The organism is Mesorhizobium sp. B2-5-7, from assembly GCF_006440875.1.
Classification (GTDB): domain Bacteria; phylum Pseudomonadota; class Alphaproteobacteria; order Rhizobiales; family Rhizobiaceae; genus Mesorhizobium; species Mesorhizobium australicum.
This window is the reverse complement of the sequence record NZ_VFUO01000006.1, coordinates 267,814-282,298: the sequence shown is the minus strand read 5'-3', so window position 1 is coordinate 282,298 and position 14,485 is coordinate 267,814. Positions and strand designations below refer to the sequence as shown.

Below are 14,485 nucleotides of genomic sequence, written 5' to 3'. Positions count from 1 at the left end.
CGACCAAGGAGCAAGGGCTAGATGACGACGATTGCGCTGTTCGGTGCCGGTGGCAAAATGGGCTACCGCCTTTCGACCAATTTCCGCGGTTCGCCCTATACGATCCGCCATGTCGAGGTCAGCGAGGCCGGGCGCGAGCGGCTGAAGACCGGACTGGGCTTCGACACGGTCAGCGCCGACGAGGCGCTGGAAGGCGCAGACGTGGTGATCCTGGCCGTGCCCGACACCCATATCGGCAAGGTCGCGGCCGGCATCGAGAGCAAGCTTGCGCCGGGCACGATGGTCATCGTGCTCGATGCCGCCGCACCGTTTGCCGGCCATCTGCCTAATCGTCCCGACCTGACCTACTTCGTCACCCATCCCTGTCATCCGCCGATCTTCAACGACGAGACCGACATGGCAGCCAAGAAGGATTATTTCGGCGGCGTCAAGGCCAAGCAGCACATGGTCAGCGCACTGATGCAGGGACCGGAGGCCGACTACGCCAAGGGGGAGGCTATCGCCAAGATCATCTGGGCGCCGGTAATGCGCTCGCACCGCGTTTCCGTCGAACAGATGGCGCTGCTCGAGCCGGGACTTTCGGAAACGGTGTGCGCCTCGCTGCTGGTCGTCATGAAGGAAGCGGTCGACGAGGTGGTGGCGCGCGGCGTCGACCAGCAGGCGGCACTCGACTTCCTGCTTGGCCACATGAACGTGCTCGGCGCCGTCATCTTCGGCGAAACCAAGGGGGTGTTCTCGGATGCCTGCAACAAGGCGATCGAGTTTGGCAAGCCGGTGCTGATGCGCGACGACTGGAAGCGCGTCTTCGAGCCCGAAGAGATCGCGGCCAGCATCCAGCGGATCACTTGAGCGTCTTAGGCACAGATCTGCCTTAGGTACAGATCACCTGAATTTGTGGTTGACTCATCATACCAGTTAGCTAAGCTAATGTTCGCTCGGATCACGCTTCGCCGGGAGTTCGATGCTGAGGCGGGTGGAGGATGGGGGAATAGGAACTTGCCTTGGCGGAGCTGGTGGCTTGAGCCCGGGCGTTCCGCAACCTTCACACGCTGACGAATTCAAACACAGACAAGTGGCTCGAACGATCGAGACACAGGCTTTTCAAACGGGAGGACTTCATGAAACTGACACGCAGAATGACGCTTGCCGCCTTCGCCGGCGTGCTGGCGCTCGGCACGGCGATGCCCGCCTACGCGGCGGACCTCATCGCCATCATCACCCCATCGCACGACAATCCGTTCTTCAAGGCGGAAGCCGTCGGCGCCGAGGCCAAGGCCAAGGAACTCGGCTACGAGGCGCTGGTGCTGGTGCATGACGACGACGCCAACAAGCAGTCCGAGCTGATCGATACCGCGATCGGCCGCGGCGCCAAGGCGATCATCCTCGACAATGCCGGCGCCGACGCGACCGTCGCCGCCGTGCAGAAGGCCAAGGACGCCGGTATTCCCTCCTTCCTGATCGATCGCGAGATCAACGCCACAGGCGTTGCCGTGGCGCAGATCGTCTCCAACAACTACCAGGGCGCCCAGCTCGGCGCGCAGGAGTTCGTCAAGCTGATGGGCGAAAAGGGTAATTTCGTCGAGCTGGTCGGCAAGGAATCCGACACCAATGCCGGCATCCGCTCCAAGGGCTACCATGACGTCATCGACGATTATCCGGACCTGAAAATGGTCGCGCAGCAATCGGCCAACTGGAGCCAGACCGAGGCCTATTCCAAGATGGAATCGATCCTGCAGGCCAACCCCGACATCAAGGGCGTCATCTCCGGCAACGACACGATGGCGATGGGCGCCTATGCGGCGCTCGCGGCGGCGAACCGCAAGGATGTCATCGTCGTCGGCTTCGACGGTTCGAACGACGTGCGTGATTCCATCACCTCGGGCGGCATCAAGGCGACGGTGCTGCAGCCGGCCTACGCCCAGGCGCAGATGGCGGTCGAACAGGCCAACGACTTCATCAAGAACAAGAAGTCGCCCGAGAAGGAAAAGCAGCTGATGGACTGCGTGCTCATCAATGGCGACAATGCCGCCAAGCTGGAAACCTTCGCGCTGAAGAACTGAGCCGGCACGATATAATTGCGAGGGGCGGACACGCGTTCGCCCCTCAGTGCTTTATTTTGATGCAATTCCGGACGGGAAACCGTTTCACAGTTTTCCTGGAATTGCTCTAATTTCACGTTCCGGGTGCTTTTGACCGCCATGCCGAAGACATTGACCTGGCTAACCCCTTTTAGTTGGCTGACGCTTGTCGCGCTCGCGGGCCTTGGCCTCGGCGGTTGCAAAATCCTGCCGACGCCGGTGGCGCAGAGTGAAAACAGCGCGTCTGCCTTTAACCCGGACAAGATGGTCGAGGACATCTGGGCCCCGAAGGTCATCCCCTACCTCAGGCAGAAGGCTGGGCCGTTCGCCGAGGTCCATGCCTTGGCGAAAACCGATCCGGCGGCGGCCGGCGCCAAATACGGCAATCCAAGGAAGCAGGCGAATTCGCCATGGACCTTCGCGGTCCGCGTCGAGGGCAAGATCGTCGCCGCCAACACGCAGTCGCGCGCGGCAACGATGGATGTCGACGTGGACGGCGACGACAAGGCCGATGCGCGCGTCCAGATCGGGCCGGCGATACGCGGCACCGCACTTAGAGACAGCCTCGATTTCGTCCAGTTCAACGACTTCACCAATCAGATCGACTTCGCCCAGTTCGGCAAGGCCTTCAACGCCTATGCCGGTAAGACCGTGCTGTCCAAACTGCCTCGCGAGGCGCTTGAGGGCCGCACCGCCAAGGTGATCGGCGCCTATACGATCGAAGGCGGCCAGGACCTGCCGCTGGTGACCCCGGCGGAGGCCGAGATCGGGCCGAAGCCATGAGCCCCGCTCACGAGGTTATCCTCAAGCTGGAGGACGTCTCGAAGGTTTATGCCGGCACGGTCGCGGTCAAGCAGGCGAACTTCGAGGTGCACAAGGGGGCCGTCAACGTGCTGGTCGGCGAAAACGGCGCCGGCAAGTCGACGCTGATGAAGATCATCGCCGGCGTCGAGCAGCCGACCCTCGGCCGTATCCTGCTCGAAGGCGAAGAGGTTTCCTTCTCCTCGTCGGGAGACGCGGTCGCGCGCGGCATCGGCATGGTGTTCCAGGAGCTGAACCTGTTCGGCAATATGACCGTGGCCGAGAACATCTTCGCCACACGCGAGATCACCAACCGGCTGGGCAAGATCGATCGCAAGACACAGGAAAAGCGGGCGGGCGAATTCCTCGACCGGCTCGAGGCCGGCATCCGGCCAGACATGCTGGTGGAGGACTTGCGCATCGGCCAGCAGCAGCTGGTCGAGATCGCCAAAGCGGTATCGCTCGACGCCAAGATCCTGATCATGGACGAGCCGACCTCGGCGCTGAGTGCTACGGAAGTCGAAATCCTGTTCAAGGTGATCGCCGACCTCAAGGCGCGCGGCGTCGCTATCGTCTACATCTCGCACCGGCTGGAAGAACTGATCCGCATCGGCGACACCGTCACCGTGCTGCGCGATGGCCGCATCACCGGCCAGGAGGAAATGAAGAACGTCGACACGCAGTGGATCGTGCGGCAGATGATCGGCTCGGATGCCAAGGATTTCGCCAAGGCCGACGGCCACCAGCCAGGCGAGGAAATCTTCCGCGCCGAGGAGATCTGCCTGCCGCGCGTTACCGGCGGACTGGCGGTCGACCATGTCTCGCTGTCGCTGCGCGCCGGCGAAATCCTCGGCATATACGGGCTGATGGGCGCCGGGCGCAGCGAATTGTTCGACTGCATCATGGGCCGCCACGGCCATGCCAGCGGCAAGATCTTCATCGCCGGAAGGCAAGTGAAGGAGCGCGACACGACGCGCCGTATCCAGCGCGGGCTTGCACTGATCCCCGAGGATCGCCAGCGCGAAGGGCTGGTGTCGATCCTCTCGGTGGCCAGCAACCTGACGCTGGCGAGCCTGTCGCGTTTCGTGCGCCTGTTCCACATCCGCGGCGGCGCCGAGCGGCAGGCGGTGATGCAGATGGTGCGGGAACTCGCAATCAAGGTAGCCGACCCGGCGCAGGAAGTCTCGTCGCTGTCGGGCGGCAACCAGCAGAAGGTGGTGATCGGCAAGGCGCTGCTCACCGGACCGAAAGTGCTTCTGATGGACGAGCCCAGCCGTGGCATCGATGTCGGCGCCAAGGCCGATGTCTTCCGCACCATGCGCAAGCTTTCGCGCGACGGGCTGGGCATCCTGTTCGCCACCTCCGATCTCGACGAGGTGATGGCGCTGTCCGACCGCATCGCGGTGATGAGCAATGGCAGATTGACCGGCATGTTCGACCGCGCCGAAGCGACGGAGGCGGTGATCGTCGCCGCATCGGCGCTGGGCCACGGACCGGCCGCACATGGGGAGCAACGCTGATGACTGACATTCCGGCCAAGGCGACCGCTCCTTCCGCCTCCGGCGGCTCCGCGTTGCTGACACTGATGAAGCTCAGGACCTTTATCGCGCTGATCGCGGTCCTGGTGTTCTTCTCGATCGCCGCGCCGAACTTCCTGTCTGCGGCGAACCTGATCCTGATGGCCAAGCACGTGGCGCTCAACGCCTTCCTGGCCATGGGCATGACCTTCGTCATCATCACCGGCGGCATTGATCTTTCGGTCGGCTCGATCGTCGGCCTGTGCGGCATGGTGGCCGGCTATCTCGTGCTCAACGGCATCGACCTGCAGATCGGCTACACCATCTATTTCAACGTCGTCGAGATCGCCCTGATCACGCTTCTGGTCGGCATAGCGATCGGCGCCGTCAACGGGCTGCTGATCACCAGGCTCAACGTCGCACCCTTCATCGCCACGCTCGGCGTGCTCTATGTCGCGCGCGGTTTCGCGCTGCTGTCCTCCGACGGCCGCACCTTCCCCAACCTGGTCGGCAAGCCGGAACTCGGCACCACCGGCTTCGGCTTCCTCGGCGCCGGCCGGCTGCTCGGCCTGCCGGTGTCGATCTGGATTCTGATCGTGGTGGCGCTGGGGGCTGCCTATCTCGCGCGCTACACCCCGCTCGGCCGGCACATCTTCGCCGTCGGCGGCAATGAGAGGGCGGCGCGCATCTCAGGCGTGCGCGTCAACATGGTCAAGATGTTCGTCTACATGTTTTCCGGCTTCTGCGCGGCGATCGTCGGCCTGATCATCTCCTCGGAGCTGATGGCCTCGCATCCGGCGACGGGCGAGAGCTTCGAATTGAACGCCATCGCCGCGGCGGTGCTCGGCGGCACCTCGATGTCGGGCGGGCGCGGCACGATCGGCGGCACCATCGTCGGCGCCTTCGTCATCGGCATCCTGTCGGACGGGCTGGTGATGATGGGCGTGAGTTCTTTCTGGCAGATGGTGATCAAGGGGCTGGTCATCATCGTCGCCGTGGTCGTCGACCAGGCGCAGCGCCGGCTGCAGCAGCGTGTCACCCTCATGCAGATGGCAAAGGCGGGTTGAGAGAATGGCGGGCTTAAGTGGAGCGCTGATCGGCTGCGGCTTCTTCGCCGTCAACCAGATGCATGCCTGGCGCGACATCGAAGGCGCCGCGATCATCGCCGTCTGCGACCGCGATCCCGAGCGGCTCAAGATAGTCGGCGACCAGTTCGGCGTGACGCGGCGCTACACCGATGCGGCGGAACTTTTCGCCGCCGAGACGCTCGATTTCGTTGACATCGCAACCACGGTGGGCAGCCATCGCGCGCTGGTCGAGATTGCTGCCACGCACGGCGTTCCCGTCATCTGCCAGAAGCCGTTCGCGCCGACGCTCAGCGATGCCAAGGCGATGGTGAAGGCCTGCGCCGACGCCGGCGTGCCGCTGATGGTGCACGAGAATTTCCGCTGGCAGTCGCCCATACAGGCGGTGCGCGCCGTGCTCGACAGCGGCGAGATCGGCACGCCCTTCTTCGGCCGCATCTCCTTTCGCTCCGGCTATGACGTGTTTTCCGGCCAGCCCTATCTGGCGACGGGAAAGCGCTTCATCATCGAGGATCTCGGCATCCATATCCTCGATATCGCCCGCTTCCTGCTCGGCGATGTGTCGAGCCTGACCGCGCGGACCAAACGCATCAACCCGGCCATCGCCGGCGAGGATGTCGCCACGATCCTCATGGACCACGCTGGCGGCGCCACCTCGGTGGTCGATTGCAGTTATGCGACCAAGCTTGCGGTGGAGCCGTTCCCGGAGACGCTCATCGAACTCGACGGCAGCGACGGCACGATCCGGCTGGCGCAAGGCTATCGGCTGACCGTCACCGGCAAGAGCGGAACCAAGGTGAGCGACGTCTCGCCGCCGCTGCTGCCCTGGGCCTCGCGGCCCTGGCACAACATCCAGGAAAGCGTGCTGGCCATCCAGCGGCACTGGGTCGGCTGCCTTGCATCAGGCCAGGAACCGGCGACTTCAGGCGCGGACAATCTGAGGACATTCGCCCTGGTCGAGGCTGCCTATGCGGGTGCCGCCAGCCGAGAGCCGGTGCAGATCGAAGCCTTGCTGAAATGACAGCCGACGCGTTCGATCTTTACGGCACACGGGCGGCCGAAGCGGCGCCGATCCTGCTGCAGGCGGGTGCGCTGAGTGCCGAGCTGGTCAATGGCAATCTGCGCACTATCCGCCACGGCGGCATCGAAGTGCTGCGCGCCATCGCCTACATCGTGCGCGACCGCGACTGGGGCACTTATGAGCCGGAGCTGACGGATCTGACCGTCGACCAGAAGGACGACCGTTTCTCGATACGCTATGAGGCGAGCTGCACCGGCCCGGATGACAGCAGCCTCCGCTTCCACGCGACGATCGAAGGTTCCGCCGACGGCAGGCTGGTTTTCGATGTGACCGCACTGCCTGGGAGCGATTTCGAGACCAACCGCTGCGGCTTCTGCATCCTGCATCCGATCGCCGGCCTCGCCGGCAGCCCGGTGACGGTGGAGCACACCGATGGCAGCGTGGTGGAGACGGAGCTACCTGATCTGATCGACCCGTGGCAGCCCTTCAAGGATCTGCGTGCCATCACCCATGAAGTGCGTCCCGGCCTCAGCGCCGAATGCCGGATGGAAGGCGATATTTTCGAGATGGAGGACCAGCGCAACTGGTCGGACGCCTCCTACAAGACCTATGTTCGGCCGCTGGCGCTGCCATGGCCGTATGTGCTGCCAGCCGGCGAACCGATGCGCCAGACGATCAGCCTGCGCATCACCGGCGATGCCAATGTGCCTGCCTCGGCGGCGCCGGCCGAACCGGTCCGCGTCGAGCTCGGGCAAGCCGGCGCGAAGCTGCCCGATATCGGCATCGTGGTCTATCCCGAGGAGATCGAGGCGGCATTTGCCGACCTGCCGTTGCTGCGAGGGCTCGGTCCCCGGCAACTGCTTTTCCACTTCGACCCGACGCGTGGTCACGGCCTCGAGGCGCTGCGCGCCCATGCCCGGCTGGCGGCCGCCTATCCTGTTTCGACGACGCTGGAGTGCGTGGTCGCTTGTGACGGCGATCTGGACGCCGAACTTTCCGAGATCGCCGACATGGTGCGCCGGGCAGGCCTGCGGCTCGACGCCATCGCGGTGTCGCCTGCGGTCGACCGGCAATCGACGCCGCCGGGCAGTGCCTGGCCGGCATGCCCACCGCTCGAGGACGTCTACGCGGCCGCCCGCCGGGGCTTTCCCGGCCTCCGCCTCGGCGGCGGCATGTTCAGCTATTTCACCGAACTCAACCGCAAGCGCGTTCCAGCCGGCCAGCTCGATTTCATCACCCACTGCACCAATCCGATCGTGCACACCGCCGACGATCTCAGCGTGATGCAATCGCTGGAGGCGCTGCCCTTCATCACCCGGTCCACGCGGGCGATCTTCGGGACAAAGCCGTACCGGATCGGACCATCGACGATCGCCATGCGCCAGAACCCTTATGGCGGCGCGACCAAGGACAATCCTCAGGGACAGCGCATCGCCATGGCGAACCGCGACCCGCGCCACGCCGCGCAGTTCGCCGCCGCATGGACGATCGGCTATGCCGCGCGGGTCGCGCCGGCGGGACTGGAGATGCTGACTCTGTCCAGTTTCGCTGGACCGTTCGGCGTGGTCGCGGGATCGGGCGAATCCGCCGCAGAGGGATCGCCGCGGCCGATTTTCCAGGCCATTGAAGGGCTTTGTGAGTTGGCCGGGCTGACGCATGTTTCCGCCACGACGAGCGACGAGACGCGGGTCCTGGCGCTGGCCGGCCGCTCCGCGTCGGGCGAGACCATCGTCTGGCTGGCGAACCTGACACCGAACGACATGCGGGTCGACGCTTCCGCGCTTGGCCGGGGCGATCTCGTGATGTCTCCCTATGCGATTACCAGGATCGGTTACTTCTCGGAATTCATCACATAGAGCGCACGCGAGCGCTCGAGGTGCTTGATCATCGCCTTCTCGGCGCCGTCGGCATCCCCGTGCTCGATGCGGTCGATGATCTCTTCGTGCTCGGTCAGCGTGTATTTTTCCTTGCCGGTCCAGATCAGCATTTCGGTGTGGTATTCCTTCAGCCAGCCCAGTGTGGCTTCGCTGACGGCGACATAGATCGGATTGCCTGAAATGGACGCGATCTGGGTATGGAATTTCATGTCGGCGGAGATGAAGGCTTCGGAATCGCCGCGCGCGGCGCGCTGCTCGGCCACGGTCGCCTTCAGCAATTGCACATCCTCTGATTTGGCCCTTTCCGCGGCTTCCCTGACCATGCCGCGCTCGAAGAAGATGCGCGCGGTCTTCAGGTGCTCCAGCGTGTCCCGGGACGAGGACAGGATGATCTTGGCCGCACCGTCGACCTGCTTAATGATCGACTTGGCGGTGAGTTGCAGCACCTTGGCGCGCTCGCCATGCGAGATGGCGACCAACCCCATATTGCTCAGCGCCTGCATGGCCTCGCGTATCGCCGGCCGGCCGACCTCGAAGCGCTCCATCAACTCGCGCTCGGACGGCATGTCGTCGCCCGGCTGCAGTTCGCCGCTGGTGATCAGCCGCTTCAGTCTTGCAAAGACTTCGTCGGAAAGTTTGCGCCGGACGATCGGCTCCGAACGGTTCATCGTGACGAATCACTCCCTGGCCCGATTCCTGTTTAGCATTCCCGGCAGGATTACCGGAATGCCCGCGCCTGGAGCGGGTTCGCTCCAGCTTTGCCGCAGCCCACCGCTCTTGTCGAGGCGCGGATATTTCTTGCAATACTTATGTACTCATTATACCAGATTTCCTGCGCGACGAAACTTTTTTCGAACCCTTTTCGAGCGGCCGACCGACCATGATCACGCTTACCTATCGCATCGAAACCCCTGGCAGCATCGAGGCGCTGGCCGCCAAGATCGCCAGCGACCAGTCGACCGGCACCTTCGTCGCGCTGCCGGGCGAGACCGAGGAGCTGAAGGCGCGCGTGGCGGCGCGCGTGCTGGCGATCCGGCACCTGCCGGATGCCACGCAACCCTCTCTCCCGGGATCCGGCAGCGGGCCCTTCCGGCGCGCCGATGTCGACATCGCCTTCCCCTTCGACGCCATCGGCACCGACCTGTCGGCACTGATGACCATTGCCATTGGTGGCACCTATTCGATCAGGGGCCTGTCCGGCATCCGCCTCATCGACATGAAGCTGCCGGAACAATACCGGGGTGCCCATCCGGGTCCACAGTTCGGCGTTGCGGGCAGCCGCGGGCTGACCGGTGTCGAGGGCCGCCCGATCATCGGTACCATCGTCAAGCCGGCGCTTGGTCTCAGGCCGCACGAGACGGCCGCGATGGTGGGCGAACTGATCGAGGCCGGCGTCGATTTCATCAAGGACGACGAGAAGCTGATGAGCCCTGCCTATTCGCCGCTGGCGGAGCGGGTGAAGGCGATCATGCCAGGGATTCTCGACCATGAGCAGAAGACCGGCAAGAAGGTGATGTATGCCTTCGGCATCTCGCATGCCGATCCCGACGAGATGATGCGCAACCACGATCTTGTGCTCCAAGCCGGCGGCAATTGCGCGGTCGTCAACATCAACTCGATCGGCTTCGGTGGCATGGCTTTTCTGCGGAAGCGTTCCGGCTTGGTGCTGCATGCCCATCGCAATGGCTGGGACATTCTCACACGCCACCCCGGCCTCGGCATGGACTTCAAGGTCTGGCAGCAATTCTGGCGGCTGCTCGGCGTCGACCAGTTCCAGATCAACGGCATCGGCTCGAAATATTGGGAGCCGGACGATTCCTTCATCCGCTCCTTCGAGGCAGTGACGACGCCGCTGTTTTCATCAGACGATTGCGCGCTGCCCGTGGCCTGCTCGGGCCAATGGGGCGGCCAGGCACCCGACACCTATGAGCGCACCGGCCGCACGGTCGACCTCCTCTACCTCTGCGGCGGCGGCATCGTCAGCCATCCGGACGGACCCGGTGCCGGCGTGCGGGCCGTGCTGCAAGCCTGGCAGGCGGCGGTCGAGGGCATTGCGCTGGCGGACTATGCCCGCGATCACATCGAACTGGCCCGATCGATCGAAAAGTTCGGCGACGGCAAGGCAGCATGAGCATGGCCGCGCAAAACCTGCTCCTCAGTTATTATGGCGACGACCTTACCGGTTCGACGGACGTCATGGAGGCGCTTGAGCTCGGCGGCGTTCCGACGGTGCTGTTCATGAACCAGCCCGATCCGTCCTTGCTGGCGCGATTTTCGCATTGCCGCGCGGTTGGATTGGCGGGCACCAGCCGAAGCGAAACGCCGCAATGGATGGAGGAAAACCTGACGCCGGCCTTCGAATGGCTGAAAGGCCTCGGGGCGGCGATCTGCCACTACAAGATCTGCTCTACCTTCGATTCCAGCCCGGCGGTCGGCAGCATTGGCCGCGCCACCGAAATCGGCAGGCGTATTTTCGGCCGAGCGAGCGTGCCAATGGTGGTCGGGGCGCCGCAGCTCAAGCGCTACACCGCCTTCGGCAATCTCTTCGCGGCATTCCGCGGCGCGTATTTCCGCATCGACCGGCATCCGGTGATGAGCAGGCATCCGGTGACGCCGATGGACGAGGCCGACCTGCTCATCCACCTTTCGCGCCAGACCAGCCTACGTTCCGGTCTGGTCGACCTGGCGGCGCTGCAGGCGGACGATCTTTCGCAAACGGTCGATCAGATCCTGCGAGACAAGGACATCGTCCTGTTCGACGTCGATAGCCTCCGGACTCAGCAGCGGGTCGGCGAACAGCTTTGGCGCATCCATGAAAAGGGCCATGGTTTTGTCGTCGGATCCTCCGGCGCCGAATATGCCTTGCTTGCCGAGTGGGCCGCCAAAGGCATCGTGTCGGGGCATGCGGCATTCGCGTCGCCCGGTCCGGTGGATCGGCTCGCCGTCGTGTCGGGCAGCGTCTCGCCCACCACGGAAAAGCAAATCCGCCACGCACTCGCCCACGGGTTCGACGGTATTGAGATGGATGCGATGCGGCTGGTCCGCGAGGGCGCCGGCGAAGCGATCGAGCAGGCGGTCGCGGCCGGGCTGGCGAGCCTTGCCAAGGGCCGCAGCGTCATCCTCTACACCGCGCTTGGTCCACAGGCCGATCGCGGCGCCGAGATCGACCGGATCGAGGGCGCCCGGAACACGCTCGGGCGGGCCCTGGGGACCATCCTGCGCCGTCTGATCGCCGAGCAGAAACTCAAGCGCGCGGTGATCGCTGGTGGCGATACGTCCAGCCACGCGCTCGGACAATTGGCCATCGACGCGCTGACCGTGCGCATGCCGTTGCCGCAATCGCCGGGATCTCCGCTCTGCGTCGCCCATGGCGGCGGTGAAATCGACGGTCTTGAGATCGCACTGAAAGGCGGCCAGGTCGGCACCGACGCCTATTTCGAGACGATCCGGCTGGGAAGCTAGTCGACGAGCCAAGCCGTTCAATACAACGGCTTGCCCATGTGCTTCGGCGTCGGCCACTGCGCCGTGATGCCGGGTTGCACTGGCCGTTCGAGGTAGGTCGCCAGAACCACGTAGCTGCGCGTCGAGGTGACGCCGGGTGTCTCGTAGAGACGCAACAGGAGGCCTTCGAGCGCCTTGGTGTCCTCGGTGCGCACCTTGAGCAATACGCATGTATCGCCGGCGACGGTGTGGATCTCCTCAACCTCGGGATATTCCGAGATCGCCATCAGTTCCGGGGTCTTGCCCCAGCCGCTGGTGTCTATGTGAACGAAGGTGAGCAGCGGCTTTCGCACCGCGTTGGGATCGATGATGGCGGCCGTGTTGCGAATGGCGCCGCTGCGCCGAAGCCGCTTGACGCGCTCGTGCGCTGCCGGCGGCGACAGGCCGACGCGATCGCCGAGTTCGGCATAGCTGACGGTCGCGTCTTCGACGAGAACGCCTAATATTTTTCGGTCGGTCGCGTCGACATCCCGGGCCGCCGGCCTGTTCCGCGGAATGCCATCTGTTTCTACATCCATAGCGGTATTCCCGATTGTCACGGAATTTAATACGGCCATTATGATGATATGTCGAACAACGGTCAAGCTACAGCCTTGGGCGCGGACACCAGGCCGCCCATCCCGGCCCTCGCTTATCTCTTGACCGGGTGCATCGCCGTGATCGGCTCGAATTCGCTTGTGCTAGGTCCGATCGCTCCGGCAGTGGCCGTGTCGTTCTCGACCAGCGTCCCCATGGTGATGATGGCGGCGGCCGCGTTCGGCCTCGGCACATCCGCGAGCGCCCTGTTCCTGGCACGCCATATCGACCGGCTCGGCGCGCGGCGGATGCTGCAGGCGGCCTTGCTGCTGCTGGCATTGGCCTTGGTCGCCAGCGCGGTCGCGCCAACGGTGAGCGCGCTGGTTGCCGCGCAGCTTGTCGCTGGGATCGCCGCTGGCGTCGCCATGCCGGCAATCTATGCCAGTGCCGCGGCCATCGCCCCGCCTGGGCGGGAAAGCGGCACGATCGGCGTGGTGCTGACCGGGTGGACGCTCAGCATGGTGGCCGGCGTTTCGCTGTCGGCGGTGCTTGCCGATCTCGTGCACTGGCGCGCCGTCTTTGTCGCCGTGGCCGTGCTGGCGGCGCTGGCGCTTGGCGGCCTCAGCGCATCGTCGCTCCCGGATGTCCGGAAGGCCGGACCGGCGCCCGCCCCGCTGGCGGCGTTGAACATCCCCGGCATTGTGCCGCTTCTCATCGCATGCGGCGCCTTCATGACCGCCTTCTACGGTGTCTATGGCTACCTTGGCGACCACCTCCACAGCGGGCTGGGGCAGCCGGTCAGCGCCAATGGGCTGGCGGCCCTCGCCTATGGCGCGGGATTTGGCACCGCGGCGCTCTTCGACGGCATCATCGATCGCCTGGGCGCCCGGCGTGTCATGCCTTTCGCCTATCTTCTCGTGGCCATCGTCTACGTGGCGATCGCCGCGACCAGCGGCAGCTATGGCTTGACGCTCGCCATGGTGGCTGCCTGGGGACTTGCCAATCATTTCGGGCTGAACGTGCTGGTGATGCGCCTGTCGGCGCTCGATCCGTCGCGGCGGGGCACGATCATGGGGCTGAACAGCGCGGTGACCTACCTCGCGGTGTTCGTCGGCACCACCGGCTTCGGGCCGCTCTATTCCGGCTTCGGCTTCGCCACATGCGCGGCAGTTGCGGCCTTGCTGATGCTGATTGCCGCTGGCGCGGCGGCATGGCGCACACGCTAGAACTTTCCTCCCGTCGCATTGCTCCAGTCGGCACAACGTGATTGGCCAGCGGCCTGTCGCGTAGTTGACAGCGGCCCCACCATCCTTCCATACAAAACGCGTTAATGTTCTCAGGGCGGGGTGAAAGTCCCCACCGGCGGTAACGGCTTCGGCCGAAGCCCGCGAGCGCTTTCCGCTATCGGAGAGGTCAGCAGATCCGGTGTGATTCCGGAGCCGACGGTTAGAGTCCGGATGAAAGAGAACGAAACGGAAGACGGACCGCCCCGGCGGGCCGCATTTCGTATCGTGCGTCCTGATTCTGGTTCGAAACGGAAGGATGGACCCATGAATCAGCATTCCCACAAAGACTATGAAACAATCCGCATCGCCGTCATCAGGGCGCGCTGGCATGCCGACATCGTCGACCAGTGCGTGCAAGCCTTTGGGGCGGAACTGGCCGAGATTGGCGGCGGACGCTTTGCCGTCGACATCTTCGACGTGCCCGGCGCCTACGAAATTCCGCTCCATGCCAAGACGCTTGCCGGGACCGGCCGCTACGCCGCGATCCTCGGCACGGCATTCGTCGTCAATGGCGGCATCTACCGGCACGACTTCGTCGCCAACGCTGTTATCGACGGCATGATGAACGTGCAGTTGTCGACCGGCGTGCCCGTGCTTTCGGCGGTGCTCACGCCCCACAATTTCCACGACAGCGCCGAGCATCATCGCTTCTTCTTCGAGCATTTCACGGTCAAGGGGAAGGAAGCGGCAAACGCCTGTGTGCAGATACTCGCCGCGCGGGAAAAGATCGCGGCCTGAAGCGGCGCTGCCGGGGTGGAAATCCCGGTAACGGGCTGTAGTATCCCGGAAAATACTGAGTTCGG

General features: G+C 64.3%; 13 protein-coding genes and 1 riboswitch. Of the genes, 11 read left to right on the top strand and 2 right to left on the bottom strand.

All coding sequences use genetic code 11. From position 1 onward, the window contains the following. The first annotated feature begins 21 nt into the window (after window positions 1–21). From FJ543_RS25305 to FJ543_RS25275, 7 genes are all read left to right on the top strand, one after another. Window positions 22–849, top strand: a complete 828-nt coding sequence (locus FJ543_RS25305) for a phosphogluconate dehydrogenase C-terminal domain-containing protein (RefSeq protein ID WP_015318942.1) — start codon at window positions 22–24, stop codon at window positions 847–849. 269 nt (window positions 850–1,118) lie between these two features. Next, window positions 1,119–2,060 carry a D-ribose ABC transporter substrate-binding protein gene (locus tag FJ543_RS25300; protein WP_015318943.1) on the top strand — a complete coding sequence of 314 codons (942 nt, stop codon included), beginning with the start codon at window positions 1,119–1,121 and terminating at the stop codon, window positions 2,058–2,060. A gap of 138 nt (window positions 2,061–2,198) precedes the next feature. Next, on the top strand, window positions 2,199–2,861 hold the full coding sequence (locus FJ543_RS25295) for a DUF2291 family protein (protein ID WP_015318944.1): 663 nt from the start codon (window positions 2,199–2,201) through the stop codon (window positions 2,859–2,861). Next, window positions 2,858–4,399: a sugar ABC transporter ATP-binding protein gene (locus FJ543_RS25290; RefSeq protein WP_140715156.1), complete on the top strand. Its 1,542-nt coding sequence runs from the start codon at window positions 2,858–2,860 to the stop codon at window positions 4,397–4,399. Before FJ543_RS25295 ends, FJ543_RS25290 begins: the two co-directional genes overlap by 4 nt. Then, entirely contained in the window at window positions 4,399–5,463 is a 1,065-nt protein-coding gene (locus tag FJ543_RS25285) for an ABC transporter permease (protein WP_140661496.1), read from the top strand. The genes FJ543_RS25290 and FJ543_RS25285 overlap by 1 nt, the downstream gene beginning before the upstream one ends. Before the next feature lie 4 nt (window positions 5,464–5,467). Then, the gene (locus FJ543_RS25280; protein WP_140878020.1) at window positions 5,468–6,502 is read left to right on the top strand and encodes a Gfo/Idh/MocA family oxidoreductase; all 1,035 of its coding nucleotides are present in this window, start codon (window positions 5,468–5,470) and stop codon (window positions 6,500–6,502) included. Continuing rightward, a complete protein-coding gene (locus tag FJ543_RS25275; protein WP_140878018.1) occupies window positions 6,499–8,358 on the top strand; it encodes a hypothetical protein in 1,860 nt (619 codons plus the stop codon). Before FJ543_RS25280 ends, FJ543_RS25275 begins: the two co-directional genes overlap by 4 nt. Here the strand turns inward: FJ543_RS25275 and FJ543_RS25270 are convergent. Beyond that, window positions 8,334–9,047 (bottom strand): transcriptional regulator NanR, encoded by a 714-nt coding sequence (locus FJ543_RS25270; RefSeq protein ID WP_140617398.1) that lies wholly within the window; start codon window positions 9,045–9,047, stop codon window positions 8,334–8,336. The two genes, FJ543_RS25275 and FJ543_RS25270, sit on opposite strands and share 25 nt — an antisense overlap. A gap of 212 nt (window positions 9,048–9,259) precedes the next feature. On the opposite strand from FJ543_RS25270, the gene oiaX reads away from it, so the two are divergent. Continuing rightward, window positions 9,260–10,510: a 3-oxo-isoapionate-4-phosphate decarboxylase OiaX gene (gene oiaX, locus FJ543_RS25265; RefSeq protein ID WP_140878016.1), complete on the top strand. Its 1,251-nt coding sequence runs from the start codon at window positions 9,260–9,262 to the stop codon at window positions 10,508–10,510. 2 nt (window positions 10,511–10,512) lie between these two features. Continuing rightward, window positions 10,513–11,841 (top strand): four-carbon acid sugar kinase family protein, encoded by a 1,329-nt coding sequence (locus tag FJ543_RS25260; protein WP_140878014.1) that lies wholly within the window; start codon window positions 10,513–10,515, stop codon window positions 11,839–11,841. A gap of 17 nt (window positions 11,842–11,858) precedes the next feature. Here the strand turns inward: FJ543_RS25260 and FJ543_RS25255 are convergent, their stop codons facing one another. Further along, window positions 11,859–12,398, bottom strand: a complete 540-nt coding sequence (locus tag FJ543_RS25255; protein ID WP_140878012.1) for an Lrp/AsnC family transcriptional regulator — start codon at window positions 12,396–12,398, stop codon at window positions 11,859–11,861. Between the two features lie 48 nt (window positions 12,399–12,446). Between FJ543_RS25255 and FJ543_RS25250 the strand changes: the two genes are divergently transcribed. Both FJ543_RS25250 and FJ543_RS25245 read left to right on the top strand, forming a co-directional pair. Further along, entirely contained in the window at window positions 12,447–13,622 is a 1,176-nt protein-coding gene (locus FJ543_RS25250) for an MFS transporter (RefSeq protein WP_140878010.1), read from the top strand. Between the two features lie 102 nt (window positions 13,623–13,724). After that, window positions 13,725–13,869, top strand: a riboswitch (FMN riboswitch). Between the two features lie 77 nt (window positions 13,870–13,946). Further along, window positions 13,947–14,420, top strand: coding sequence for a 6,7-dimethyl-8-ribityllumazine synthase (locus FJ543_RS25245; protein ID WP_015318954.1), 474 nt, complete (start codon window positions 13,947–13,949; stop codon window positions 14,418–14,420). Window positions 14,421–14,485: the final 65 nt, after the last annotated feature.